The organism is Roseivivax sp. THAF197b (assembly GCF_009363255.1).
Lineage (GTDB): Bacteria > Pseudomonadota > Alphaproteobacteria > Rhodobacterales > Rhodobacteraceae > Roseivivax.
Genome location: NZ_CP045318.1, coordinates 948,755 through 972,756 on the forward strand (window position 1 = coordinate 948,755; position 24,002 = coordinate 972,756).

Consider the following 24,002-nt stretch of genomic DNA (forward strand, 5'->3'; position numbering starts at 1 on the left):
TCTCATGACGCAGACATGAAAAAGGCCGGTCTGGTGACCGGCCTTTTTTCTTTTCGGGTGTATCGCTTACCCGCCCGTATGGCTCATGTGGCGCGACACGCGGCCATCCACGCTTTGCCGGGAATAGTCGAAATCGTGCCCCTTCGGCTTCAGCGCAATCGCCCCGCGGATCGCCTCTTCGAGAGGCGCGTCGGAATGCGGATGGTTGCGCAGGGCGGAGCGCAGATCGGCGTTGTCTTCCTGACCGAGACACATGAACAGCTCGCCCGTGCAGGTCAGGCGCACGCGGTTGCAGCTTTCGCAGAAATTATGCGTGAGCGGCGTGATGAAGCCGATCTTCTGGCCCGTCTCCTCAAGGCGCACATAGCGTGCGGGGCCGCCTGTGCGTTCGGGTAGATCGGTCAGCGTGTATTGCTCGCCGAGCCGCGCGCGCAAGTCGTCGAGCTTCCAGTATTGTCCAAGACGATCCTCGTTGCCGATATCGCCCATGGGCATGACCTCGATCCAGGTCAGATCCATATCACGGCTCGCGCACCATTCGGTCATGGTGAAGAGCTCGTCCTCGTTGAAATCCTTGAGCGCCACGGCATTGATCTTGACGCGCAGACCGGCCGCCTGGGCCGCGTCGATGCCGCGCAGAACCTGGGGCAGGCGGCCCCAGCGGGTGATGTCCGCGAACTTCTTCTCGTCGAGCGTATCCATCGAAATGTTCACGCGACGCACGCCCGCCGCATAGAGATCCTTGGAGAACCGTTCGAGCTGCGAGCCGTTGGTCGTCAGCGTCAGCTCCTTCAGGTCGCCCGCATCGAGATGCCGAGTCATGGCGTTGAAAAACGACATGATATTCCGGCGCACCAGCGGCTCGCCGCCCGTGATCCGCAGCTTCTCGACCCCGAGGCGGATGAAGGTGGAACACATGCGATCCAACTCCTCCAGCGTCAGAAGCTCCTTCTTGGGCAGGAACTGCATGTTCTCGGACATGCAATAGACGCAGCGGAAATCGCAGCGATCGGTGACCGACACGCGAAGGTAGCTGATCGGGCGCTGGAACGGATCTATCAGAGGCGTTTTCATGGTGCGACAATACGGATTGCGCGGCACGCTCGCAAGTCATGCAGGACGCGGGGACGCGGCACCAAGGTCGCAGGGCGCGCGGGGCAGAACGGCAAGGCTCTGCCTGCATTCGCCCTGGAGGCGCTTGGTGGTGTTCCATCGCGGCAATTGGACCGTTAAGCTGTGGCAAATTTTTTTGATTACATGAAAGAGCTTCGCCATGTCCTTGATCTCTCGCACATATCCGGCGCTGACCCTCGCGGGCGTCTTGGCGCTTGGAGGCTGCGCACAAGTATCCAACCTAGTCGGAAGCCAAGCCGCGCCTGTCGCCGAGCCCGCCCCGGCAGCAGAGGCCGCCGCAGCGGCGACCCGGCCGCCCGAAACACGGATTCCCTCCGCATCGGCGACAACGGCGGAGGATTTCGACACCACCACCGCGGAAGAACGTCAGGCTGCAGCCGCTCCCCCGGCGGCGTCGGGTGGAGATACGCGGTTGGGGACGGTTGTCGTCTCGCTGGGCTCGCCCGCCGATCCGGGCTTCTGGGTGGAGACGCCGCTGGTCGATGCCGTGACGCCCGGGCGCGTGCAGATCGCGGGCGGCGGCGCTTCGGCGCAGATCGAACTCCGTCCGGCAACGGCGGGCACGGGCAGCCGGATTTCCCTGCCGGCCATGCGGCTATTGAACGTGCCCGTCACGGACCTGCCCGAGGTCGATATCTTCCGGGTCAGTGGCGGCGCCTGACGCGCCGCCGCTCGAAAGGGCGGGCCTTATTCGACCGTTACCGATTTCGCGAGGTTGCGCGGTTGGTCCACATCCGTGCCCTTCGCGATGGCGGTGTGATAGGCCAGCAGCTGCGCTGGAAGCGCATAGAGGATCGGTGCCAGCGTTTCCGAAATCTCGGGCAGGATGATCGTGTGCCAGGCATCGGTTCCCGCCTCGGCGGCCCCCGCCGCGTCGGTGATCAGGATCACCTTTCCGCCGCGCGCCATCACTTCCTGCATGTTCGAGACGGTCTTGTCGAAGAGGCTGTCGCGCGGCGCCATGACGACCACGGGCACCGTGTTGTCGATCAGGGCAATCGGGCCGTGCTTCAGTTCGCCCGATGCATAAGCTTCGGCGTGTATATAACTGATTTCCTTCAACTTAAGCGCACCTTCAAGTGCCAGGGGATACATCAGCCCCCGGCCCAGGAACAACACGTCGCGCGCCTCCGAGATGGCGTGCGCGGCTTCCCGGACGATCGCGTCGCGGTCGAGCGCGATGTTGAAGATCCCGGGCAGGCCCCGCAGATCGTCCAGCATCCGGGCTTTCTCGGTATCGTTGAGGCGCCCACGCTGATGCGCCGCCTCGATGGCCAACAAAAGCAGGACGTTAAGCTGACACGTGAAGGCTTTGGTCGAGGCCACGCCGATCTCGGCCCCGGCATGGATCGGCAGCGCCACGTCGCTTTCCCGCGCGATGGAGCTTTCGGTGACGTTGACCACGGACAGGATGCGGTCCGCGCGCCCCTTGCAGAAGCGTAGGGCGGCCAGCGTATCGGCGGTTTCGCCCGACTGGCTGACGAAGAGGGCCGTCGTGCCTTTGGAAATCGGCGGTTCGCGGTACCGGAATTCCGAGGCGATATCGACTTCCACGGGCAGGCCCGCGATCCGCTCGAACCAGTATTTCGCGGTCATGCAGGCGTAAAACGCGGTGCCGCAGGCCACCATGATCAGCCGGTCAGTCTTGGTGAAATCGAGCGGCTCATCGGTCAGGCGGATGTCTCCGCTCGACAGGTAGGTCGACAGGGCATCGGCCAGAACGGTCGGCTGCTCGGCAATTTCCTTCGACATGAAGTGCTTGTGCCCGCCCTTGTCGACACGCGCGGCGTCGATCTGGACCTTCTTGACCGGGCGCTCGACGGGTGTGCCGCTTTCGTCGCGGATCTCGATGGTGCTGCGCGTCAGGATCGCGCGGTCGCCTTCGTCCAGATAGGTGATCCGGTCGGTCAGCGGCGCGAGCGCGATGGCGTCGGACCCCACATAGACCTCGTTATCGCCGTGCCCGATGGCCAGCGGGCTGCCCTTGCGCGCGGCGAACATCAGATCGTCCTGCCCGTCGAACAGGAAGACCAGCGCGAAAGCGCCCTCAAGGCGCGACAGGGTCTTCTCCGCCGCCTCCACGTGGTTCATGCCCTCGGCGATGTAGTGCTGACACAGCCACGCGATGGTTTCGGTATCGGTGTCCGAAGCGAAGCTGTGCCCTGCCGCGGTCAGCTCCGCCCGCAATTCGCGGAAATTCTCGATGATCCCGTTATGCACGACGGCCACGGGGCCCGCCTTGTGCGGGTGTGCGTTGGACTCGGTCGGGGCGCCATGGGTGGCCCAGCGGGTATGGCCGATCCCGGACTTGCCGCGCAGCGGGTTATGCACCAGCAGATCAGAAAGGTTCACCAGCTTGCCCACAGCGCGGCGGCGGTCGAGATGTCCGCCATCGACCGTGGCGATGCCCGCGCTGTCATAGCCGCGATATTCCAGCCGTCTCAGCGCCTCAACCAGCGTTGGTGCCACTTCGTGGTTTCCGAGTATCCCGATAATACCGCACATTTTAGCCGCCTTTGGTCAAATTCTTCTTTTTGGATTTTAACATTTCAAACAATTTGCGCGCATGACCGGCTTTCGTCTCCTGCCGGGCCCGTCCAAGCGCCAGCGCCCCGTCGGGCACGTCCTTCGTAATCACCGATCCGGAGCCTGTCAGCGTCTCGTCGCCCAGCGTGACGGGGGCCACCAGCATCGTGTTCGAGCCGATGAACGCGCGCGCGCCAATGGTCGTGCGATGCTTGAAGACACCGTCGTAATTGCAGGTGATCGTGCCCGCCCCGATATTCGTGGCCTCACCGATATCGGCATCGCCGAGATAGGTCAGGTGATTGGCCTTGGCGCCTTCGGCGAGATAGCTGTTCTTGATCTCGACGAAGTTGCCCACATGGACATCCTCGGCAAGCTCAGCACCCGGGCGCAGCCGCGCATAGGGGCCGACGATGGCACCGCGTGACACGTGCGCGCCCTCAAGATGCGAAAACGCCCGGATGCGCGCGCCTGATTCCACGGTCACGCCGGGTCCGAAGACCACGTTCGGTTCAATCTCCGTGTCCCGCCCGATCGCGGTGTCGAGGCTGAGAAAGACCGTTTCGGGCGCTTGCATCGTCACGCCGTCTTCAATGAGCGCGGCCCGTGCGCGCGCCTGGAAAGCGGCTTCTGCGGCGGCAAGTTCGGCGCGGGAGTTCACACCCAGCGTTTCGGCCTCGTCGCAGGCCACGGCCGTGGCGCTGAGCCCGTCCTCGCGACCCAGGGCCACGATATCCGGCAGGTAATATTCGCCCGAGGCATTGTCGTTGCCGACGCGGGCAATGAGGTCGAACAGCGCCTTGCGATCGGCGATCAAAACGCCGGAATTGCAAAGCGTTATGGCGCGTTCCTCATCCGTCGCATCCTTGAACTCGACGATCCGGTCCAGCGTGTCACCCGCCATCACGAGCCGCCCGTAGCGCCCGGGATCTGCCGCCTCGAAGCCCAGCACGACAATGTCGTGATGGCTGCGCGCGACGGCCATCGCCTCGAGCGTTTCGCGCGAGATGAAGGGCGTGTCGCCATAGAGCACCAGCACGTCGCCTTCGAAATCCGCCAGCGCATCGGCGGCCTGTGCGACGGCGTGCGCAGTGCCGTTCTGCTCGGTCTGCAGGACGATCTCGCACTCTGCGTCAAATTGATGCGCCGCGGTGCTCACCTTGTCAGCGCCGTGCCCCGCAACCACCACGATACGCTCGGGCTCGAGCCCCGCGCCTGCCTGCATGGCATGGTGCAGCATCGGCGCACCGCCGATCTTGTGAAGGACCTTCGGCAGATCGGATTGCATCCGGGTGCCTTTCCCGGCGGCCAGGATGACGAGGGCAACACTCATAACGAAATCTCTTTGCATTCGGTTTGGCCCGTTTTAACCGGAACATACTCAGCAACAAGCGGTTCGCGTTCACGGCATGTGACGGGCTGTGTCAACGAGGAAACATGATGCGCACGGTAATCTTCGATCTTGATGGTACGCTTGCCGATACCAGCGGCGACCTGATCGGCGCGGCAAATGTGTGTTTCGTCGAGATGGGATACGGGCCCTTGCTGGAACGCGGCGCCGATGACGCGGTGGCCTTTCGCGGCGCGCGCGCCATGCTGCGCCGGGGGCTGGAGCGTCAGGGCGGCGTCGATGAAGCGGTGATCGAGGCCTGGTATCCGCGCCTTCTGGAGGCCTATGGCGCGGCAATATCGGAGCATTCCACCCTCTATCCCGGCGCCATGGTGGCGGTCGAGGCGCTCAAATCGGAAGGGATCAAGGTCGGGATCTGTACCAACAAGCCCAGCGGCCTTGCTGAGACGCTTTTGCGCGATCTCGGGATTCGCGACGCCTTCGGCTCCATGATCGGGGCGGACACCTTGCCCGTGCGCAAACCCGATCCGGCGCCTTTCTTTGCAGCGGTCGAAGGGGCGGGTGGCGCTGCGGACCGCGCCTGCCTCGTGGGAGATACGGAAACGGATCGCGAAACAGCGCGGGCGGCGGGCGTGCCGTCGATCCTTGTTGGCTTCGGCCCCGAAGGCCCCGGCATTGCAAGGCTCGCGCCCGAGGCGATGATTGCCCATTACGACGAATTGCCGGGCGTGGTGGCAGATCTTCTGGGCCATTGACGCGGCCATGTGCGCCCGGTCCAATGCGGCCATGACAGAGGTATTTACAGGTTCGTTCACCCAGCAGGAGACCATCCCCGAAGAGGGGATCGAGGCCGCGCTCGCGGTGCTGCGTCACGGCCGGTTGCATCGCTACAATCTGGCAGAGGGCGAGTTCGGGGAGGCGGCACTGCTCGAGCAGGATTTCGCCGCCCTGACCGGCGCGCGCTATTGTCTCGCCGTGGCCTCGGGCGGCTATGCCATGGCCGCGGCCTTGCGGGCCGTGGGGGTGGGGCCGGGCGATGCGGTTCTGTCCAATGCCTTCACGCTGGCGCCTGTGCCGGGGGCGATTGCCTCCGTGGGGGCACGGCCGGTCTTCATCGAGACGACCGAGGCGCTGACCATTGATCTTGACGATCTGGCGGCCAAGGCCGGTGAGGCGCGGGTCCTCATGCTGTCGCATATGCGCGGGCATATCGCGGATATGGACCGGGTGGTCGCGCTCTGCCGGGAGGCCGGGATCACGCTGATCGAGGATTGCGCCCATACGATGGGGGCGGAGTGGCGCGGCACGCCCTCGGGACGGCACGGGGCCATCGGCTGCTATTCCACGCAGACCTACAAGCACGCAAATTCCGGCGAGGGTGGCCTTCTGGTGACCGATGATGCCGAGCTTGCGGCGCGGATGATCCTCCTGTCAGGCTCCTACATGCTCTATGAGCGGCATCTCGCCGCCCCGCCGCCTGAGGCCTTCGAGGGGCTTCGGGACACGATGCCCAACATCTCGGGCCGCATGGACAATCTGCGCGCGGCGATCCTGCGGCCGCAATTGTCAAAACTGGCCGATCGCCGAGAGGCCTGGAATGCGCGCTACCGGGTGCTTGAAGCGGGGCTTTGGGATGCGCCGGGCATCACCCTTCCGCCGCGTCCCGAGGCCGAGACGTTCGTGGGCTCCTCGTTTCAATTCCTGGCGCTCGATTGGCCGCCTGCGCGCATTGAGGCGCTGGTGGCGCGCGCCAAGGCGCGCGGCGTTGAGATCAAGTGGTTCGGCGCGCCGGAGCCCATGGCATTTACCTCGCGCTACGATCATTGGAGCTACGCCCCGAGCGCGCGCCTGCCGCGCACCGACCGCGTGCTGGCCGGGCTTCTGGACATGCGCCTGCCGCTGACCTTCACGATCGCCGATTGCGAGATGATCGCGCGCATTTTGCGGGAAGAGATTGCGGATTTGCACAGCGACGCTGCGTGATCCTAGGTGATCTGGCGGAATGCGGGGCCAAGTCCCCGCATGCTGGTTTTTGGGAGATATCGGCGCCGTGAGCCCGTCATGGGAGCGGAGGGGCAAATGCTGCGTGGTCGGGGCTTCAGGCCCTCACCAAAGCAGCAACTTCTGAGGCCGCCCTTGCCTGAGCTTGTCGCTGACAGACGTCCCGCTGCGCGCCAAGGAAAATAGCCGTCTCCCCGCATTGGGGCGGGGCCCCTCGGCGATTTGCCTTGTCCCGCATCGGGCCATCCGTCCTCTCGATCTCAGGCGAGGGCCGGCTCCGAAGCAGCAGCGATCAGGGTGTGTAGAGTGGCACCGTCGAGATCGCGACCTTGGCCGACCCGTCCGTGAGTTCGGCTGCGTGCGCCACGTAGATGAGCGTCTGGTTGGCTTCGTCGAAGATGCGTTTCACGCGCAGGGATTTCAGGATGATGGAGCGCGACGTGCGAAAGACGTCTTCGCCGGCTTCGCTGCGGTCGATCTCGCCGATTTCAATCGGGCCGGTCTGGCGGCAGGCAATGGAGGCGTTCGAGGGATCCTCGAACCAATTGCCCTTGGAGAGCCGGTCGATCAGGCCGCGTTCGAAATAGGCGATGTGGCAGGTCACGCCCGCCACATCGGGATCGCGGATCGCCTCGACCACGATATCATTGCCGACCCAGTCGACACCGATTTCGCCCACCTGTTCGGCGGAGGCGAGAAGCGGCGCGCAGGTCAGCGCGAGGACGAGGCGACGGATCATGTCAGATCTCCCTGATCAGAAGACGAGGCGGCCGTGCTCGCCCGCATCCGGTGTGTCTTCGCCGAGATTGGCCTTTACGATTTCATAAAGAAAGCCCGCGGTTTTCGCGGTTGCCCAGACCTCGCCCTCTTTCGGGGTGAATTTCACGAGGCGCACGGCGTCGTCGTCGCGCCCGTCCTCGAACCAGGCGGCGGTGACCGCGCTCCAGATCTCGTCGAGTTTGGCGCTGTCGTTCACCTCAGTGAGTGTGCCGTCGAGCGTGGCGTAAAGATTGGCCTTGGAATCCGCCACGAGGAAGGAGGCCGTGTCGCCCCCCTTGGCCGCACGCTCTGCCGCGGAGCCTGCCGCGGCGATGAACCAGATCGCGCCTTCATCGGCGTCGGCATGGGGTGCCATCGGGATCGGGCGTTCGCCCGCCGCCGACAAGAGGCCTGCCTGCACATCGTCCATGCGGTTCCAGAAGGTGTCTTTCAATGCGGTGCTCATAATGATGCCTTTCCGTTCAACCTTTGGCATGCAACCCTCGGGGAGCGGTGCGAGTTCCTCGGCGTGTCGAATCCATTGACGCAGGCCTGCCCGCGCCCGTATAAATATGAACGAGTGTTCAATAACGGTTTGGGAGGGCCGGGGCGATGTTCAACGCCGTGATGAATTTCGACCTGGGTGAGGATGTCGGCGCCCTGCGCGAGACCGTGCATGCCTGGGCGCAGGACCGGGTCCGCCCCATGGCGGCCGAAATCGACAAGAAGAACGATTTCCCATCAGAGCTTTGGCGCGAAATGGGCGATCTGGGGCTTCTGGGCGTCACCGTCGAGGAGGAATATGGCGGCGCGGGGATGGGATACCTCGCCCATACCGTCGCGATCGAGGAGGTGGCCCGCGCGTCGGCGTCGGTGTCGCTGTCTTATGGCGCGCATTCGAATCTCTGCGTGAACCAGATCCGGCTGAACGGTACGCCCGAACAGCGCGCGCAATATCTGCCGAAGCTCGTCTCGGGTGAACATGTGGGTGCGCTGGCGATGTCGGAGGCGGGCGCAGGATCGGACGTGGTGTCGATGAGCCTGCGCGCCGAGAAGCGCAACGACCATTACCGTCTGAACGGCAACAAGTACTGGATCACCAACGGTCCGGACGCGCAGACCCTCGTCGTCTATGCCAAGTCGGACCCGGAGGCGGGATCGAAGGGCATCACCGCCTACCTGATCGAGAAGGACATGAAGGGGTTCTCCACCTCGGCGCATTTCGACAAGCTGGGCATGCGGGGCTCGAACACGGCGGAGCTGGTCTTCGAGGATGTGGAAGTGCCCTTCGAGAACGTGCTGGGCGAAGAGGGCGGCGGCGTTAAGGTGCTGATGTCTGGGCTTGATTACGAACGCGTCGTGCTGGCGGGGATCGGGCTGGGCATCATGGCCGCCTGCCTTGATGAGATCATGCCCTATCTCGCCGAGCGCAAGCAGTTCGGCAAGCCGATCGGCTCCTTCCAGCTGATGCAGGGCAAGATCGCCGACATGTACACCGCGATGAACTCGGCGCGCGCCTATGTCTACGAGGTCGCCAAGGCCTGCGACCGGGGCGAGGTCACGCGTCAGGATGCGGCAGCCTGCTGTCTCTATGCCTCCGAGCAGGCGATGGTGCAGGCGCATCAAGCGGTGCAGGCCATGGGGGGCGCGGGCTTCATGAACGAAACGCCCGTGAGCCGGATCTTCCGTGACGCGAAACTGATGGAGATCGGGGCGGGCACGTCCGAGATCCGGCGCATGTTGGTGGGTCGCGAGCTCATGGCAGCGATGGGCTGATGCCGCGATGGGCGATGTTCCTGCCCTTCGCGCTGATCGTCGCGCTGACGGCCCTTATCGGCTGGCGGCAGGGCTGGCTCGTGGCGAACGTGACCGAGACCGAGGTGATCGAGGCGACCGCCGCGCGTTACGTGGAATTGCGCCGCGCGGCCGGGACCGGGGAGGGCGCCCAATGGTCGGATTGCCGCGCGCGGCCAGATCCGACGGGGACATCGTGGCTCGTGGTGATCTGCGGGCCGGATCCTTACGATCCTGCGTTGCATTATACGTTTTATGTCAGCCGGTTCGGCGGTGTGGATCGCGTGGTCGGGCCGCAGGCGCGCGACTTGGATGGGCCGGAGGCGCGCTGACATGATGCTCCGCCGCCGCCCTTACGCAGAGCTTTATGCGCGGTTCCGCTGGGATCTGCCGGACGAGCTGAACCTCGCGCACCAGGTCTGCGACGGCTGGGCGGCGACCGAGCCCGACCGCATCGCGCTCATCGATCTGCGTGGGGCCCAGCGGCGCGATGTCACCTATGGCCAGCTTTGGGAATTGTCCCGCCGTGTCGAGGCGGCGCTGATCGAGAAGGGCGTGATGCGCGGCGACCGCGTGGGCGTGCTTTTGTCGCAATCGCCGCTCTGCGCTGCCGCCCATATCGCGACCTGGCGGTTGGGGGCGATCTCGGTGCCGCTTTTCACGCTGTTCAAACGCGACGCGCTGGAGACGCGGATCGACGATTCGGGGTTGGGCGTCGTGATCACCGATGATGCCGGCCGCGCGGCGCTGCGCGGCTTCGGTCTGGGGCTGATCACCCGCGACAAGCTGCCGCCGGCCTCCATGGGCAGCCATGCGGGTGTCGAGACGGGACCGGACGATGCCGCCGTGCTGATCTATACGAGCGGGACGACGGGCGCGCCCAAGGGGGCGCTGCATGGCCACCGGATCCTGACAGGGCATCTGCCGGGCGTGGAGATGAGCCATGATTTTCTGGGCGAGCGCGGCGATGTCCTCTGGACGCCCGCGGATTGGGCCTGGATCGGCGGGCTCTTCGACGTGCTGATGCCGGGCCTTGCGCTGGGCGTGCCGGTGGTGGCGAGCCGCGCGGACAAGTTCACGCCCGAGGAATGCCAGCGCATCTGCAGCGAGGGGCATGTGCGCAACGTCTTCTTTCCGCCGACGGTGTTACGCATGCTGAAAGCTGCGGAGACACGGATCGATGGTCTGCGCAGCGTGGCGTCGGGCGGTGAGCCTCTCGGGGCGGAGATGCTGGCCTGGGGGCAGGAGGCGCTGGGTGTCACCATCAACGAATTTTACGGCCAGACCGAGTGCAACATGATCGTGTCTTCGGCGGGCAGCCTCTTTGCCCCTCGACCGGGGCGCATCGGCTGCCCGGTGCCCGGTCATCGTCTGGCCGTGCTGGACGAAGACGGGGAGCCGACCGATGGCGAGGGCGATATCGCGGTCAAGCGCGGCTCGGCCTCCATGATGCTGGAATACTGGCGCAATCCCCGCGCCACGGCCGCGAAGTTCAAGGGCCGCTGGATGCTCACCGGCGATCGCGGACAATGGGAGGATGGCTTCCTGCGGTTCGTCGGCCGCGAGGACGACGTGATCAATTCTGCCGGTTACCGGATCGGGCCATCGGAGATTGAGGATTGCCTGATGGCGCATGATGCGGTCGCAACCGTCGGTGTCGTGGGCAAGCCCGACCCCGTGCGCGGCGAGATCGTGAAGGCCTACGTAGTCGCCAAACCGGGCGCCGATCCAGAAACGCTGGGCCCGGAATTGCAGGCCTGGGTGAAAGAGCGGCTCGCGGGCCATCTTTATCCGCGGGAGATCGCCTTTCTGGAGGCCCTGCCGATGACGGTCACCGGCAAGGTGATCCGGCGCGACCTGAAGGCGATTGCCCGCGATGAGGCGGAAGGACACAGCCCATGAAACTCACCTCGCACATCCTGACCGGATCGGAGGAATTCCGCGCCAATCGCGCCGCGCATCTGGAGGCCTTGGCTGAAATCGAAGAGGCCGCGTCCTGGGCCGCGGCGGGGGGCGGAGAGCGCGCCCGCAAACGGCATCTGGACCGCGGCAAGATGCTGCCGCGGGAGCGTGTGGCCGGGCTGCTCGATCCCGGCTCGCCCTTTCTCGAGGTGGGCGCGACCGCGGCGCACGGGCTTTATGACGGTGCGGCTCCGTGTGCGGGTGCCATTGCCGGGATCGGACGCGTGGCCGGGCAGGAGGTCATGGTGCTGGCCAACGACGCCACGGTGAAGGGCGGCACCTATTATCCGATGACGGTGAAGAAGCACCTTCGCGCGCAGGAGATCGCCGAGGAAAATCATCTGCCCTGCATCTACCTCGTGGATTCGGGGGGCGCGAACCTGCCCAACCAGGACGAGGTCTTCCCGGACCGCGACCATTTCGGGCGGATCTTCTATAACCAGGCGCGGATGAGTGCGAAGAACATCCCGCAAGTGGCTGTTGTCATGGGCTCCTGCACCGCGGGTGGGGCCTATGTTCCCGCCATGTCGGACGTGACGATCATCGTGAAGGATCAGGGCACGATCTTCCTTGCCGGCCCGCCCTTGGTGAAGGCCGCCACGGGCGAAGTGGTCACGGCGGAGGATCTGGGCGGGGGCGACGTGCATACGCGTCTGTCGGGCGTGGCGGATTATCTGGCCGAGGACGACGCCCATGCGCTGGCGCTCGCACGCCGCGCGGTGGAAAGCTTCAACCGCGCCAAGCCCGCGACCGTCCAGTGGCAAAGCTCGGAAGAGCCCGCCTATGACCCCGAAGAGATCCTGGGCGTGGTGCCAGCCGATCTGCGCACACCCTACGACATCCGCGAGGTGATCGCGCGGCTGGTGGACGGCTCGCGCTTTGACGAGTTCAAGCCGCGCTTCGGCGACACGCTCGTCACGGGCTTTGCCCATGTGAAGGGCTGCCCCGTGGGCATCGTCGCGAATAACGGCGTGCTGTTCTCGGAAGCCGCGCAGAAGGGCGCGCATTTCGTCGAGCTTTGCTCGCAGCGCCGTATCCCGCTGGTCTTCCTGCAGAATATCACCGGCTTCATGGTGGGCCGGAAATACGAGAACGAAGGCATCGCCCGGCACGGCGCCAAGATGGTGACGGCGGTGGCGACGACCTCGGTGCCGAAGATCACCATGCTCGTGGGCGGATCCTTCGGCGCGGGCAATTACGGCATGGCCGGGCGGGCCTATTCGCCTCGGTTCCTCTGGACCTGGCCAAATTCGCGCATCTCCGTGATGGGCGGTGCGCAGGCCGCGGGCGTCCTGGCTACCGTCAAACGTGCGGCGATGGAGAAGGCGGGCGAGGTCTGGTCCGAAGAGGACGAGGCCGCGTTCAAGCGCCCCACGGTCGAGATGTTCGAGCAGCAGAGCCATCCGCTTTATGCCTCCGCGCGGCTTTGGGATGACGGGGTGATCGACCCACGCAAATCGCGCGATGTGTTGGCGTTGTCGCTGTCGGCGGCGCTCTGCGCACCCATCGAGGAGACGCGCTTCGGCGTGTTCCGGATGTGATGGGGGCTGTGAGAGATCTCGGGCGGTTCGCCTGTGGCGGGGGCGGGCGCGAGGGGCCAGCCCGCCGTTATTGTCCTTGGACCAATGGCGCACTCAAGAAAGCGAGGGGCCAGCCCCTCGCGCTCCCCGGAGGTATTTATGGTCCGGTCGTGACAGGGGCGCGCACCCTTGTCCGAGACGTGGGACGCAGGGGCGGAGAGCGGGCGGGGCCGCGCGTATCGGCCTGGGAGGGCATTCATGTTCCGTAAGATCCTGATCGCCAATCGCGGCGAAATCGCCTGCCGGATCATCGAGACCGCCCGGCGCATGGGCGTGGCGACCGTGGCGGTGTTCTCGGATGCTGACCGCGACGCGCGGCATGTGAGCCTCGCGGATGCGGCGGTGCATATCGGGGGCGCGGCGCCCTCCGAGAGTTACCTGCGGGGCGACGCCATCATCGCGGCGGCGCGTGCAACCGGCGTCGAGGCCATCCATCCGGGCTACGGGTTTCTGTCGGAGAACCCCGATTTCGTGGATGCGGTGGAGGCGGCAGGGCTCGTCTTCATCGGGCCGTCCGCGGCGGCAATCCGCAAGATGGGTCTCAAGGATGCCGCCAAGGCCTTGATGGAGGAGGCGGGCGTGCCCGTCGTGCCGGGCTATCACGGTGCCGAACAGGAGGCGGGCCTTCTGAAACAGGAGGCGGCGAAGATCGGCTACCCGGTCCTGATCAAGGCCGTGGCGGGGGGCGGCGGCAAGGGCATGCGCGCCGTCGAGGAGGAAAGCGGCTTCGACGAGGCGCTGGCCTCGGCCCGGGCAGAGGCCAGGGGCGCATTCAGCAATGACGCGGTGTTGATCGAGAAATTCGTCACGCAGCCGCGCCATATCGAGGTGCAGGTTTTCGGCGACGGGGCGTCTGCCGTTCACCTTTACGAAAGAGATTGTTCGCTACAACGGCGCCATCAGAAAGTTATAGAGGAGGCTCCGGCCCCCGGCATGACGCCGGAGATGCGCGCGGCGATGGGTGCGGCTGCGGTGCGTGCGGCCGAAGCGATCGGGTACAAGGGCGCGGGCACGGTCGAATTCATCGTCGATGGGGGAGGCGGGCTCAGTCCCGACGGCTTCTTCTTCATGGAGATGAACACGCGGTTGCAGGTCGAGCATCCCGTGACCGAGGCCGTGACCGGCGTGGACCTCGTGGAATGGCAGCTGCGGGTCGCGGCCGGAGAGGGCTTGCCGCTGGCACAGGCGGACATCCCGCTCCGTGGCCATGCCTTCGAGGCGCGGCTTTATGCCGAGGACGTGCCAAAGGGGTTCCTGCCCGCGACAGGGCGGCTCGATCATCTGGTCTTCGCGCCGGGCGCGCGGGCGGATACCGGCGTGCGCGCGGGAGACACGATCAGCCCGCATTACGACCCGATGATCGCAAAGCTGATCACCTATGGGCCGACCCGCGCCGTGGCCCTGGCCCAGCTGGCGCGTGCGCTGGACGAGACGCAGGTGGCGGGCACCGTGACCAACCTCGCCTTCCTTGGAGCGCTTGCACGGCATGAGGGGTTCGCGGCTGGCGAGGTCGATACCGGCCTCATCGGGCGCGATCTGGAGGCGCTGACCGCTGTGGCGTCGCCCGGTCCGGAGATTTGGGCCGAGGCCGCGCTGTGTGCCGCAGGCCTTGATGGAGAGGCCGCTTCGGATCAGGGCTTCACGCTGTGGCAGCCGCTGACCCAGACGGTCATGCTGGCGCGGGAAGGGGCCGATCCGGTCACACTCCGCCTGTCGCCCGACGGGCCCGATCGCGTGCGGGTGGCCATGCCCGAGGGGACCGTCCTCGCTGAACGGCGTGCGGGGCGCTGGCATTTCGGGGACGCGCCTGCCCGCGGGGCCGTTCGCCATGGCGGCCGTGTGACGGTGTTTGCCGATTACGGCCAGGGGTTCGCGGTCATCGATCCGCTGGACCGCGCTGCCGCCGCGCAATCGGCGGATGTGATCGAGGCACCGATGCCGGGCCGGGTCGCGCGCGTGCTCGTGGGCGCGGGCGATACGGTCGCTGCAGGCGACCGGCTCGCGGTGCTTGAGGCGATGAAGATGGAACATGCGCTGAAGGCGGGCCGTGACGGCACCATCGCGGAGGTGCTTGTGGCCGAAGGCGATCAGGTCGAGGCGGGGGCGGCGCTCCTGCGGCTGGCCTCGGATGACGAGGCGGCCGCATGATCCGGCTGCATCACGTACCACTTGGGCGGTCTTTCCGGGTGATGTGGCTTCTGGAGGAGTTGGGCCTCGAATACGAGGTCGTCTATTACTCGATCCGCGACGGCTCCCTGCGCACGCCCGAGTTCCTGGCGCTGTCGCCTGCGGGTCGCGTGCCCGCGCTGGAGCTTGATGGTGCGGTCCTGGTCGAAAGCGGCGCGATCCTGCAGGTTTTGTGCGAACGCCACCCGGATAAGGGCCTTGCCCCGGAGCCCGGCACGCCGGAACGGGCCCAGTATCTGGAAATGCTGCATTATTCCGAAACCGTCGGATCGCTTGTCGAGAACCTGAACCTAAACCGCGTCTTCCTGCGCGATCCCGCCGATGCCTCGCCCGTGGTCATCAAGCTCCTGACCGCACGGCTGCGCGCCGCACTTGCTGCGATCGACCGGCGGATGGAGCACGATCACCTTCTGCCATCGGGGTTTTCCGCCGCCGACATCATGTTCGCCTACGGGTTTGAGCTGGCGCGGTACTATGTCCATATGGAGGACTTCCCGACATTGATGGCCTATTGGGACCGGCTGCGCGCGCGGCCCGGCTACAGCGCGGCCAAGGCGCGAGACGGCGCGCAGGATCTCTACGACCGCGAGTTTTATCCGCTGCCCGAGGCAGTCAAGTGACCGGCTTCGTCGAAATCTTCGAGGTCGGGCCGCGCGACGGGCTGCAGAACGAGAAGGCCGCCATCTCGGTGGCCGACAAGGTGCGCCTGATCGATACGCTGAGCGATGCGGGCTTTCGGCGGATCGAAGTAGCCTCTTTCGTCAGTCCCAAATGGGTGCCGCAGATGGCCGCATCGGGAGAGGTTCTGGCAGCGATCACGCGCAAGCCGGGCGTGTCCTACGCGGCCTTGACGCCCAACATGCGCGGGCTGGACGCGGCAATTGCCGCGCGCGCCGACGAGGTGGCGATCTTCGGCTCGGCCTCAGAGGGCTTTTCGAAGGCCAATATCAACGCCAGCATCGCCGAAAGTCTGGAGCGGTTCGCGCCCGTGGCGGAGGCCGCGCGGAATGCAGGCATTCCGGTGCGCGGCTACGTGTCGTGCGTCGTCGAGTGCCCTTATGACGGGCCGGTCGCGCCTGAAGCCACGGCCCGGGTCGTCGCGGCCCTGCGCGACATGGGCGTCTACGAGGTCAGCCTTGGCGACACGATAGGGCAGGGGCGGCCGGAGGCGGTCGATGCAATGCTGACGGCCGTGTTGGACGAGATCCCGGCTGCGCAACTGGCCGGGCATTTTCACGACACGTCTGGCCGCGCGCTCGAGAATATCGAGGTGGCGCTCAGCCATGGCCTGCGCGTGTTCGATGCCGCCGTGGGCGGGCTTGGCGGCTGCCCCTATGCGCCGGGGGCTGCGGGCAATGTCGCAACCGAAGCGGTGCATGACCGGCTGACGGCCCTCGGTTACGAGACCGGGCTCGACCGGGATGTGCTCAACGAGGCGGCGAATATCGCGCGCGACCTGCGCGCGGGGGGGAATGGACATGGCTGAATTCATCCGAACCGATCGGGACGACCGGGGCGTGGCAACGCTATGGCTCGCGCGGCCCGAGAAGCATAACGCGCTGTCCGCCCAGATGATGACGGAGCTTGAGGCCGAAGCGCAGGCGCTTGCCGCCGATCCGGAATGCCGCGTCGTGATCCTCGCGGGCGAAGGGCCAACGTTTTGCGCAGGCGGCGATCTCGCCTGGATGCGGGCGCAACGCGGCATGGATGCCGAGACCCGCAAGCGCGAAAGCCGCCGCATCGCCACGGCACTCGGAGCGTTGGCAAACCTGCCGCAGCCGCTGATCGGCCGCATTCACGCCAATGCCTTCGGGGGCGGTGTGGGGCTGGCATCGGTTTGCGATGTGGCGATCGGCGTGAGCGGCGCGAAGATGGGACTGACCGAGACGCGGCTTGGCCTGCTGCCTGCCAATATCGGGCCTTATGTCGTGGCGCGGATGGGGGCGGCGCGGGCGCGCGAGGTCTTCATGAATGCGCGCATCTTCGACGCGGAGGAGGCGGTGCGCCTCAACCTTCTGACCCGCGCGGTGCCGCCCGAGGCGCTCGATGACGCGGTGGAAGCGGAGGTGGCGCCCTATCTTGACTGCGCGCCGGGGGCGGTCGCGGCGGCCAAGGCCTTGCTTGGCGATCTTGCGGGCCGGGTCGGTTCGGCGGAGGTCGATGCCGCCATTGATGCGCTGGCGCTCCGCTGGGAAACCGACGAGGCGCAGGAAGGGCTGGATGCGTTCTTCGAGAAGCGCAAACCCCGCTGGCGCAGTTGACGCGCAGCCCTTACCGCAACGTCGACCTATCCTTTCGGGTATGCGCGCAATCCTTCCGCGTTCAACATACATTCCGAAAACGCAATATGGTGCGGGTAGTCCTGCGCGACGGTTGAAGAGCAGTCGAACTGCCGCACCGTCGCCGCGACGCCGGAAAGGATGGGGATCGAGCCCGGCGACGCAGTGACCGGCCCGTGTGCGACGGGCAACCGAACGCAAGATCCAACCGGGTGCGACATGACATACGTCCGGGGTCTGCGGTGTGCGGTGAGTGAAAGGCGTTCGCTTCGGCGGACGCCTTTTTCCTTCGCACTCCTTCCCTCTGTGCGCCGCGACGCCGTTCTCCGCCGCGCCTCGGCGGGCCCAATGACCTGCCAAAACGGATCTTCGGGCCGCACCGGCCCCAGACCCCTCCGGCGCCATTTCCCGGGGGAGGACCGCGCAAGCCTGCGGCCTTCTTTCGCAGAAGCCCTGAAACACGCCAGGTTCGGGCCTTGAACGGGGCCACGCCCGTTGACCCTAATCGGGTGCAGGGATAGATGAAGGTCAATCGGACAGCCCAAGGGCGTGAGTCCGCAAGTCGCCCGCCGCAGCCAGGTGGGCATGCCAAGGGAAAGGTTTGATCCCCGTGGATGAGTTGCTGAGAGAATATCTCCCGATCCTCGTGTTCCTGGCCATCGCCATCGGCCTCGGCCTCGTGCTGATCCTGGCCGCCGTGGTGATCGCGGTACGCAACCCCGATCCCGAGAAGGTGTCGGCTTATGAATGCGGCTTCAACGCCTTCGACGATGCGCGGATGAAGTTCGATGTGCGATTCTACCTCGTGTCGATCCTGTTCATCATCTTCGATCTGGAGATCGCGTTCCTGTTTCCCTGGGCGGTGGCCTTCTCGGATATCTCGATGACCGCGTTCTGGTCGATGATGGTCTTCCTCGGAGTGCTCACGATCGGCTTTGCCTATGAATGGAAGAAAGGGGCCCTCGAATGGGAGTGATGACAGGTGCGAACACGGCGGGTGCTGACCGCGAAGTCGCCGTTCAGAACCTCAACCGGGAACTGACCGACAAGGGCTTCCTGCTGACCTCCACGGAGGACATCATCAACTGGGCGCGCACCGGCTCGCTGCACTGGATGACCTTCGGTCTGGCGTGCTGCGCGGTCGAGATGATGCAGACCTCGATGCCGCGCTATGACGCCGAACGCTTCGGTGTGGCGCCGCGCGCCTCCCCGCGCCAGTCCGACCTGATGATCGTCGCGGGCACGCTCACGAACAAGATGGCGCCCGCGCTCCGCAAGGTCTACGACCAGATGCCCGAGCCGCGTTACGTGATCTCGATGGGCTCCTGCGCCAATGGCGGCGGCTATTATCACTACAGCTACAGCGTCGTGCGCGGCTGCGACCGGATCGTGCCCGTCGATGTCTACGTGCCGGGCTGCCCGCCCACGGCGGAGGCGCTGCTTTACGGCATCCTCGCGCTGCAGCGGAAGATCCGCCGCACTGGCACGCTGACCCGCTAAGGAGGGGCCATGAGCACCGCAATGCAAGAACTCGGCGGCTATATCGAGGCCAAGCGCCCCGATTGCGTCGTCTCCTGGGAGGTCACCCGCGGCGAGCTCGTGGTCCACGTGGCGCCTGCGAATATTCGCGGCCTCGTGGAGTGGCTCAAGACGGAGCCGACCTGCCGGTTCTCCACGCTGATCGACATCACGGCGGTGGATTACCCCGAGCGTGCCAAGCGTTTCGACGTGGTCTACCACTTCCTGTCGATGCATCAGAACCACCGGATTCGCCTGAAGGTCGCGGTGCGCGAAGAGGATATCGTGCAGTCGATCACCTCCGTGCATCCCTCGGCCGATTGGTTCGAGCGCGAGATTTTCGACATGTTCGGCATCCTGTTCTCGGGCCATCCGGACCTGCGGCGCCTGCTGACGGATTACGGCTTCCGCGGGCATCCGCTGCGCAAGGACTTCCCGACGACGGGCTATGTCGAAGTGCGCTACGACGAAGTGCAGAAGCGCGTCGTCTATGAGCCCGTGAGCCTCGTGCAGGAATACCGCCAGTTCGACTTCATGAGCCCCTGGGAAGGTGCGGATTACGTGCTTCCCGGTGACGAGAAATCGGACGTTCCGGCCGGAGACAAGGCCTGATGGGCGGCGGCGGTGGCATCCTTTGGCTTCTGATCGTGGGCGCGCTGGTCGTGGTCCCGTTCTGGAAGCTGTTGCCCCGCTTCGGCATCCCGAACTGGGTGTCAATTTTCGCGATCTTCCCGGTGGTGGCGCTGATCCTGCTTTGGATCATGGCGTTCAAAGACGGCAGTAATGGAGGGCATTCCTGATGGACGGCTCCAAGTTTGACGACGCGCAGACGCAGGAACAGCGGATTCGCAACTTCAACATCAATTTCGGCCCGCAGCATCCGGCGGCGCACGGCGTTTTGCGCCTCGTGCTGGAGCTGGACGGCGAGATCGTGGAGCGCTGCGATCCCCATATCGGCCTGCTGCATCGCGGCACCGAGAAATTGATGGAAAGCCGCACCTACCTGCAGAATCTGCCCTATTTCGACCGGCTCGACTATGTCGGCACGATGAACCAGGAACACGGCTGGTGTCTCGCCATCGAGAAGCTGACCGGTGTCGAGGTGCCGCGCCGCGCGCAGCTCATTCGCGTGCTGTTCTGCGAAGTGGGCCGCATCCTGAACCACCTTCTGAACGTGACCACGCAGGCGATGGACGTGGGCGCGCTGACGCCGCCGCTCTGGGGGTTCGAGGAGCGCGAGAAGCTGATGCAGTTCTACGAACGCGCGTCGGGCGCGCGTCTGCACGCGGCCTATTTCCGCCCCGGCGGTGTGCACCAGGACCTGCCGCCCGAATTGCTCGATGATATGGAGGCATGGTGCGACCCGTTCCTGTCCGTGCTCGACGATATCGACGGGCTTCTGACGGAAAACCGCATCTTCAAGCAGCGCAACGTCGATATCGGCGTGATCAGCGAGGAAGAGGCGCAGGATTGGGCCTTCTCGGGCGTTATGGTGCGCGGTTCCGGCATGGCATGGGACCTGCGCCGCGCGCAGCCCTATGAATGCTACGACGAGTTCGAGTTCCAGATTCCCGTGGGCAAGAACGGTGATTGCTACGACCGCTACCTCGTCCGCATGGAAGAGATGCGTCAGTCGATCCACATCATGCGTCAGGCCATCGACAAGCTGCGGATGCCCGAGAACCAGGGCGACATCCAGGCCCGCGGCAAGATCACCCCGCCGAAGCGGAGCGAGATGAAGACCTCGATGGAGGCGCTCATCCACCACTTCAAACTCTATACCGAGGGTTTCCACGTCCCCGAGGGCGAGGTTTACGCCTGTGTCGAGGCGCCCAAAGGTGAGTTCGGCGTCTATCTCGTGGCGGATGGCACCAACAGACCGTACCGCGCCAAGATCCGCGCGCCGGGCTATGCCCACCTGCAGGCGATGGATTATATGGCCAAGGGGCACCAGCTAGCGGATGTGGCGGCGATCCTCGGCTCGATGGATATCGTTTTCGGAGAGGTGGACCGATAGGGCCACGCGGGGTACCAAACGCGGATAACGAATAAAACGAGGGACCCGCGCCATGAACCTGACACGCTGGACGCCGCTGGCCGCATTGGCCGTACTCGCCGCTTGTGAAATGCCCCCCGAGGGCACCGACGAGACGGATGTTGCGAATTTCGACACCGCCGTCGCCTCGATCGGGTGTGACCTGCTCGACGAGGGGGATTACCAGGCGATCGAGCTGCAGACCGGGCTGACCCGGACGCAGCTCCAGGAGATGGCCAGCTTCCGGGTCGAAACCGGTGCTGCGGCCCGACTGTCGAACGGCGGCATGCGGCTCGTCAGCGGGCCTTGCGCTCCGGTCGAGACCGCAGAGGCGCCCGCGGCCGAAGCGGGCTGATTTGAACAGGCCATGCCGGGCGCCTTTCGGGCTCCGGTGCGATGGCCGCAACCGATGATGGGTCAGGGCTCGTTTCACGCGGGCCTGCCGCCCGACCAGACAAAGCCGGGGCAGGGCGCGCGCTTGTGCCCGTCCCGACACGCGCAGCGACGCAATAGGATGTACGATGCTGAGACGACTGCACCCCGACCAACCGGACAGCTTCGCCTTCACGCCTGAGAACCAGGCCTGGGCCGAGACGCAGATCACGAAGTTCCCCAAGGGGCGCCAGGCCTCGGCGATCATCCCGCTTCTGTGGCGGGCGCAGGAACAGGAAGGCTGGCTGACCCGCCCCGCGATCGAGCATATCGCGGCGATGCTCGACATGGCCTATATGCGCGCGATGGAAGTGGCGACCTTCTACTTCATGTTCCAGCTGCAGCCGGTGGGCTCGGTCGCGCATATCCAGGTCTGCGGCACGACATCCTGCATGATCTGCGGTGCGGAAGACCTGATCGCGGTCTGCAAGGAGAAGATCGCCAAGAAACCATTTGAGCCCTCCGCCGATGGCAAGCTCAGCTGGGAAGAGGTCGAGTGCCTCGGCGCCTGCGCCAACGCGCCCATGGCCCAGATCGGCAAGGATTATTACGAAGACCTGACGACCGAACGCTTCGCCGAAATCCTCGACGAGCTGGCCGCAGGCAAGGTGCCGACGCCCGGCCCGCAGCAGGGTCGTTTCGCGTCCGAGCCCGCCATGGGCCTGACATCGCTCAAGGATCTTGAGGGCGGCAATGCGCATAACGCCTCTGTCGATCTGGCCGTGACCATCGGCGACACGGTCAAGCGGATCGACGGCACCGAAGTGTCGCTTGAAGCGCCGTGGCACGATTTCAGCCAGGAAAAGGGTGATGCGGAACCGGGTCGCGGCACCGTGAAAGCGCCCGAGCAGCCCATCGACGAGACCGGCATCGACAAGCGCGAGGCGCCCGTCTCGGGCAACGCGCATCCCGAGACGTTCGCCCCTGCCGAGGCTGCCGAGGACGCGGAAGAGGATCTCGGCGAGAAGCCCCAGACGCTCGATGCGCCGCGCGGTGACGCGCCGGACGACCTCAAGCGGATCAAGGGCGTCGGCCCGAAGCTTGAAAAGCTGCTCCATGGCTTGGGCTTTTTCCACTTCGACCAGATCGCGAACTGGACCGACAAGGAAGTGGCCTGGGTCGATCATCACCTCGAAGGTTTCAAGGGCCGTGTGAGCCGCGACAACTGGGTTCAGCAGGCCAAAGAGCTGACCCAGTCCTGAAGTCAGAGTTTGCTTCCCGTGCAAAATTGGGCATCGTGTACCAAAATCATGCGCAAAAACACGGAGAGGGAGTGACGAAATGAGTACATCGAGAGGCGGCATGAGCTGCCAGACAGGCTGCTGGGCCCTGGCGGCAGGCGTGGCATTGATCATTTTCCTGCTGCTGCTGGTCATGGGCGAAAGCGGCTGGCTCGCGTCAATCTTCCTCGGCGGTGTCGCCTTCGTCGTGCTGGGCTTCGCGTTCAGCTGGATCTTCTGCAAGCCGCTGACTCGGCCTGCCGATGCCGCAGCGGCGCTGAAGACGCCAGGCTCCGCGGGCGTGACGCCCGGATCGGCCGGTGTCAAACCGGGCTCGGCCGGAACGGGCGCGACTGGCGCTGGGTCCTCCGGCGAAGCCGAAGCCGCCCCCTCCGCCGCCGCCGCCGAGACTTCGGGCGGGTCGGCCTCGACCGCGGGATCGCCTGCGACGACCGGTGCCGCGCTGCCCGGATCGGCTCCGGCCACGGCGGATGCCGAAGCAGGTGCCAAGGTGAAGCCCACGACCCAGCTCAAGGGTCAGGAAGAACTGGCGGGCAAGAAGGGCGAGTGGAAGTACGAAGGCGACAAAAAAGCCGCCGCCGCCTCCGCTCCCGAGCCTGTCATGGCCGCAGGGTCGTCCAACGGTGCCGACAAGGATGCCGCAACGGCGGCGAGCCTCGATCCCGACGCACCGCAGGAAAAACCCGCGACGCTGGACGGCCCGCGCGATGGCGGGGCGGATAACCTCAAGGAAATCAAGGGTGTCGGGCCGAAGCTCGAGATCATGCTGAACGAAATGGGCTTTTATCATTTCGACCAGATCGCAAATTGGACTGCAGCCGAGGTCAACTGGGTCAACCAGAACCTCACGGGCTTCAAGGGCCGCGTGACCCGTGACGAATGGGTGTCGCAGGCTAAAATTCTGGCATCTGGCGGCGACACCGAATTCTCCAAGCGCGTCGACAAGGGCGGCGTGTATTGAGCCGCTAAGGAGGCGGTCGGCGGATTATGAAGAGCGACGATCTGGCACGGAGGGGGCGTCGAATTGCCCTCATCATCGCCGGGACAGGCGTGTTATGGATTGCGTCGACCGCAATCGGGGTGTCTCAGGGCTGGAGTGTACGGACCCAGTCTCTTTTCGATCTGGCCGCGCTGGCCGGGTTCGGATGGGCCCTTTGGATGATTTATGAGCTCTGGCGGGACCGCCAGAAGGACAAGGACTGA

25 protein-coding genes are annotated in these 24,002 nt (G+C 65.3%); 20 read left to right on the plus strand and 5 right to left on the minus strand.

Going from position 1 to position 24,002, the window contains the following annotated elements; all coding sequences use genetic code 11:
• Positions 1-66 precede the first annotated feature (66 nt).
• The gene (moaA, locus tag FIV09_RS04795) at positions 67-1,074 is read right to left on the minus strand and encodes a GTP 3',8-cyclase MoaA (RefSeq protein ID WP_152448929.1); all 1,008 of its coding nucleotides are present in this window, start codon (positions 1,072-1,074) and stop codon (positions 67-69) included.
• A 199-nt stretch (positions 1,075-1,273) separates the two neighbouring features.
• On the opposite strand from moaA, the gene FIV09_RS04800 reads away from it, so the two are divergent.
• Positions 1,274-1,795: a hypothetical protein gene (locus FIV09_RS04800; RefSeq protein WP_152448930.1), complete on the plus strand. Its 522-nt coding sequence runs from the start codon at positions 1,274-1,276 to the stop codon at positions 1,793-1,795.
• A 26-nt stretch (positions 1,796-1,821) separates the two neighbouring features.
• Here FIV09_RS04800 and glmS read toward each other — a convergent pair whose 3' ends face one another.
• A complete protein-coding gene (gene glmS, locus FIV09_RS04805) occupies positions 1,822-3,639 on the minus strand; it encodes a glutamine--fructose-6-phosphate transaminase (isomerizing) (RefSeq protein ID WP_152448931.1) in 1,818 nt (605 codons plus the stop codon).
• A gap of 1 nt (position 3,640) precedes the next feature.
• On the minus strand, positions 3,641-4,993 hold the full coding sequence (gene glmU / locus FIV09_RS04810; RefSeq protein WP_152448932.1) for a bifunctional UDP-N-acetylglucosamine diphosphorylase/glucosamine-1-phosphate N-acetyltransferase GlmU: 1,353 nt from the start codon (positions 4,991-4,993) through the stop codon (positions 3,641-3,643).
• Positions 4,994-5,100: 107 nt separating this feature from the next.
• Here glmU and FIV09_RS04815 point away from each other — a divergent pair, with 107 nt between their 5' ends.
• Positions 5,101-5,766 carry an HAD-IA family hydrolase gene (locus tag FIV09_RS04815; protein ID WP_152452361.1) on the plus strand — a complete coding sequence of 222 codons (666 nt, stop codon included), beginning with the start codon at positions 5,101-5,103 and terminating at the stop codon, positions 5,764-5,766.
• Positions 5,767-5,797: 31 nt separating this feature from the next.
• Complete coding sequence (locus tag FIV09_RS04820; RefSeq protein ID WP_152448933.1) at positions 5,798-6,994, plus strand: DegT/DnrJ/EryC1/StrS aminotransferase family protein; 1,197 nt, start codon at positions 5,798-5,800, stop codon at positions 6,992-6,994.
• A gap of 310 nt (positions 6,995-7,304) precedes the next feature.
• Here FIV09_RS04820 and FIV09_RS04825 read toward each other — a convergent pair whose 3' ends face one another.
• Both FIV09_RS04825 and FIV09_RS04830 read right to left on the minus strand, forming a co-directional pair.
• Complete coding sequence (locus FIV09_RS04825) at positions 7,305-7,751, minus strand: CreA family protein (RefSeq protein WP_152448934.1); 447 nt, start codon at positions 7,749-7,751, stop codon at positions 7,305-7,307.
• Between the two features lie 15 nt (positions 7,752-7,766).
• A complete protein-coding gene (locus tag FIV09_RS04830; protein ID WP_152448935.1) occupies positions 7,767-8,237 on the minus strand; it encodes a pyridoxamine 5'-phosphate oxidase family protein in 471 nt (156 codons plus the stop codon).
• 146 nt (positions 8,238-8,383) lie between these two features.
• On the opposite strand from FIV09_RS04830, the gene FIV09_RS04835 reads away from it, so the two are divergent.
• From FIV09_RS04835 to FIV09_RS04915, 17 genes are all read left to right on the plus strand, one after another.
• Positions 8,384-9,547 (plus strand): isovaleryl-CoA dehydrogenase, encoded by a 1,164-nt coding sequence (locus tag FIV09_RS04835; RefSeq protein ID WP_152448936.1) that lies wholly within the window; start codon positions 8,384-8,386, stop codon positions 9,545-9,547.
• On the plus strand, positions 9,547-9,897 hold the full coding sequence (locus tag FIV09_RS04840) for a hypothetical protein (protein ID WP_152448937.1): 351 nt from the start codon (positions 9,547-9,549) through the stop codon (positions 9,895-9,897). Before FIV09_RS04835 ends, FIV09_RS04840 begins: the two co-directional genes overlap by 1 nt.
• Positions 9,898-9,901: 4 nt before the next feature.
• Entirely contained in the window at positions 9,902-11,467 is a 1,566-nt protein-coding gene (locus FIV09_RS04845) for an AMP-binding protein (RefSeq protein WP_152452363.1), read from the plus strand.
• Positions 11,464-13,068 (plus strand): carboxyl transferase domain-containing protein, encoded by a 1,605-nt coding sequence (locus tag FIV09_RS04850; protein WP_152448938.1) that lies wholly within the window; start codon positions 11,464-11,466, stop codon positions 13,066-13,068. The genes FIV09_RS04845 and FIV09_RS04850 overlap by 4 nt, the downstream gene beginning before the upstream one ends.
• Before the next feature lie 237 nt (positions 13,069-13,305).
• Positions 13,306-15,255 carry a biotin carboxylase N-terminal domain-containing protein gene (locus tag FIV09_RS04855; RefSeq protein ID WP_152448939.1) on the plus strand — a complete coding sequence of 650 codons (1,950 nt, stop codon included), beginning with the start codon at positions 13,306-13,308 and terminating at the stop codon, positions 15,253-15,255.
• Positions 15,252-15,914 (plus strand): glutathione S-transferase family protein, encoded by a 663-nt coding sequence (locus FIV09_RS04860; protein WP_152448940.1) that lies wholly within the window; start codon positions 15,252-15,254, stop codon positions 15,912-15,914. The genes FIV09_RS04855 and FIV09_RS04860 overlap by 4 nt, the downstream gene beginning before the upstream one ends.
• Positions 15,911-16,780 carry a hydroxymethylglutaryl-CoA lyase gene (locus FIV09_RS04865; RefSeq protein WP_152448941.1) on the plus strand — a complete coding sequence of 290 codons (870 nt, stop codon included), beginning with the start codon at positions 15,911-15,913 and terminating at the stop codon, positions 16,778-16,780. The genes FIV09_RS04860 and FIV09_RS04865 overlap by 4 nt, the downstream gene beginning before the upstream one ends.
• Positions 16,773-17,555, plus strand: coding sequence for a crotonase/enoyl-CoA hydratase family protein (locus FIV09_RS04870; RefSeq protein WP_152448942.1), 783 nt, complete (start codon positions 16,773-16,775; stop codon positions 17,553-17,555). The genes FIV09_RS04865 and FIV09_RS04870 overlap by 8 nt, the downstream gene beginning before the upstream one ends.
• Positions 17,556-18,183: 628 nt before the next feature.
• Positions 18,184-18,549, plus strand: coding sequence for an NADH-quinone oxidoreductase subunit A (locus tag FIV09_RS04875; protein ID WP_152448943.1), 366 nt, complete (start codon positions 18,184-18,186; stop codon positions 18,547-18,549).
• Positions 18,549-19,073 carry an NADH-quinone oxidoreductase subunit B family protein gene (locus FIV09_RS04880; protein WP_076445969.1) on the plus strand — a complete coding sequence of 175 codons (525 nt, stop codon included), beginning with the start codon at positions 18,549-18,551 and terminating at the stop codon, positions 19,071-19,073. The genes FIV09_RS04875 and FIV09_RS04880 overlap by 1 nt, the downstream gene beginning before the upstream one ends.
• Before the next feature lie 9 nt (positions 19,074-19,082).
• Positions 19,083-19,703 carry an NADH-quinone oxidoreductase subunit C gene (locus FIV09_RS04885; protein WP_152448944.1) on the plus strand — a complete coding sequence of 207 codons (621 nt, stop codon included), beginning with the start codon at positions 19,083-19,085 and terminating at the stop codon, positions 19,701-19,703.
• Positions 19,703-19,891 (plus strand): hypothetical protein, encoded by a 189-nt coding sequence (locus FIV09_RS04890; RefSeq protein ID WP_152448945.1) that lies wholly within the window; start codon positions 19,703-19,705, stop codon positions 19,889-19,891. Before FIV09_RS04885 ends, FIV09_RS04890 begins: the two co-directional genes overlap by 1 nt.
• A complete protein-coding gene (locus FIV09_RS04895) occupies positions 19,891-21,108 on the plus strand; it encodes an NADH-quinone oxidoreductase subunit D (protein ID WP_152448946.1) in 1,218 nt (405 codons plus the stop codon). Before FIV09_RS04890 ends, FIV09_RS04895 begins: the two co-directional genes overlap by 1 nt.
• Positions 21,109-21,160: 52 nt before the next feature.
• On the plus strand, positions 21,161-21,481 hold the full coding sequence (locus FIV09_RS04900; RefSeq protein WP_152448947.1) for a hypothetical protein: 321 nt from the start codon (positions 21,161-21,163) through the stop codon (positions 21,479-21,481).
• A gap of 166 nt (positions 21,482-21,647) precedes the next feature.
• On the plus strand, positions 21,648-22,760 hold the full coding sequence (locus FIV09_RS04905; protein WP_172975625.1) for an NADH-quinone oxidoreductase subunit E: 1,113 nt from the start codon (positions 21,648-21,650) through the stop codon (positions 22,758-22,760).
• Between the two features lie 79 nt (positions 22,761-22,839).
• On the plus strand, positions 22,840-23,760 hold the full coding sequence (locus tag FIV09_RS04910) for an endonuclease (RefSeq protein WP_152448948.1): 921 nt from the start codon (positions 22,840-22,842) through the stop codon (positions 23,758-23,760).
• Positions 23,761-23,786: 26 nt separating this feature from the next.
• A complete protein-coding gene (locus FIV09_RS04915; RefSeq protein ID WP_152448949.1) occupies positions 23,787-24,002 on the plus strand; it encodes a DUF5337 domain-containing protein in 216 nt (71 codons plus the stop codon).

Bases quoted from the DNA above. Each gene is read 5' to 3' on its own strand.
- FIV09_RS04905 (WP_172975625.1), top strand. From the start codon at position 21,648: ATGCTGAGACGACTGCACCCCGACCAACCGGACAGCTTCGCCTTCACG.
- FIV09_RS04815 (WP_152452361.1), top strand. From the start codon at position 5,101: ATGCGCACGGTAATCTTCGATCTTGATGGTACGCTTGCCGATACCAGC.
- glmS (WP_152448931.1), bottom strand. From the start codon at position 3,639: ATGTGCGGTATTATCGGGATACTCGGAAACCACGAAGTGGCACCAACG.
- glmU (WP_152448932.1), bottom strand. From the start codon at position 4,993: ATGAGTGTTGCCCTCGTCATCCTGGCCGCCGGGAAAGGCACCCGGATG.
- FIV09_RS04900 (WP_152448947.1), top strand. From the start codon at position 21,161: ATGAACCTGACACGCTGGACGCCGCTGGCCGCATTGGCCGTACTCGCC.
- FIV09_RS04885 (WP_152448944.1), top strand. From the start codon at position 19,083: ATGAGCACCGCAATGCAAGAACTCGGCGGCTATATCGAGGCCAAGCGC.
- FIV09_RS04830 (WP_152448935.1), bottom strand. From the start codon at position 8,237: ATGAGCACCGCATTGAAAGACACCTTCTGGAACCGCATGGACGATGTG.
- FIV09_RS04800 (WP_152448930.1), top strand. From the start codon at position 1,274: ATGTCCTTGATCTCTCGCACATATCCGGCGCTGACCCTCGCGGGCGTC.
- FIV09_RS04835 (WP_152448936.1), top strand. From the start codon at position 8,384: ATGTTCAACGCCGTGATGAATTTCGACCTGGGTGAGGATGTCGGCGCC.
- FIV09_RS04850 (WP_152448938.1), top strand. From the start codon at position 11,464: ATGAAACTCACCTCGCACATCCTGACCGGATCGGAGGAATTCCGCGCC.
- FIV09_RS04915 (WP_152448949.1), top strand. From the start codon at position 23,787: ATGAAGAGCGACGATCTGGCACGGAGGGGGCGTCGAATTGCCCTCATC.
- FIV09_RS04895 (WP_152448946.1), top strand. From the start codon at position 19,891: ATGGACGGCTCCAAGTTTGACGACGCGCAGACGCAGGAACAGCGGATT.
- FIV09_RS04825 (WP_152448934.1), bottom strand. From the start codon at position 7,751: ATGATCCGTCGCCTCGTCCTCGCGCTGACCTGCGCGCCGCTTCTCGCC.
- FIV09_RS04890 (WP_152448945.1), top strand. From the start codon at position 19,703: ATGGGCGGCGGCGGTGGCATCCTTTGGCTTCTGATCGTGGGCGCGCTG.
- FIV09_RS04820 (WP_152448933.1), top strand. From the start codon at position 5,798: ATGACAGAGGTATTTACAGGTTCGTTCACCCAGCAGGAGACCATCCCC.
- FIV09_RS04870 (WP_152448942.1), top strand. From the start codon at position 16,773: ATGGCTGAATTCATCCGAACCGATCGGGACGACCGGGGCGTGGCAACG.
- FIV09_RS04845 (WP_152452363.1), top strand. From the start codon at position 9,902: ATGCTCCGCCGCCGCCCTTACGCAGAGCTTTATGCGCGGTTCCGCTGG.
- moaA (WP_152448929.1), bottom strand. From the start codon at position 1,074: ATGAAAACGCCTCTGATAGATCCGTTCCAGCGCCCGATCAGCTACCTT.
- FIV09_RS04880 (WP_076445969.1), top strand. From the start codon at position 18,549: ATGACAGGTGCGAACACGGCGGGTGCTGACCGCGAAGTCGCCGTTCAG.
- FIV09_RS04910 (WP_152448948.1), top strand. From the start codon at position 22,840: ATGAGTACATCGAGAGGCGGCATGAGCTGCCAGACAGGCTGCTGGGCC.
- FIV09_RS04840 (WP_152448937.1), top strand. From the start codon at position 9,547: ATGCCGCGATGGGCGATGTTCCTGCCCTTCGCGCTGATCGTCGCGCTG.
- FIV09_RS04860 (WP_152448940.1), top strand. From the start codon at position 15,252: ATGATCCGGCTGCATCACGTACCACTTGGGCGGTCTTTCCGGGTGATG.
- FIV09_RS04855 (WP_152448939.1), top strand. From the start codon at position 13,306: ATGTTCCGTAAGATCCTGATCGCCAATCGCGGCGAAATCGCCTGCCGG.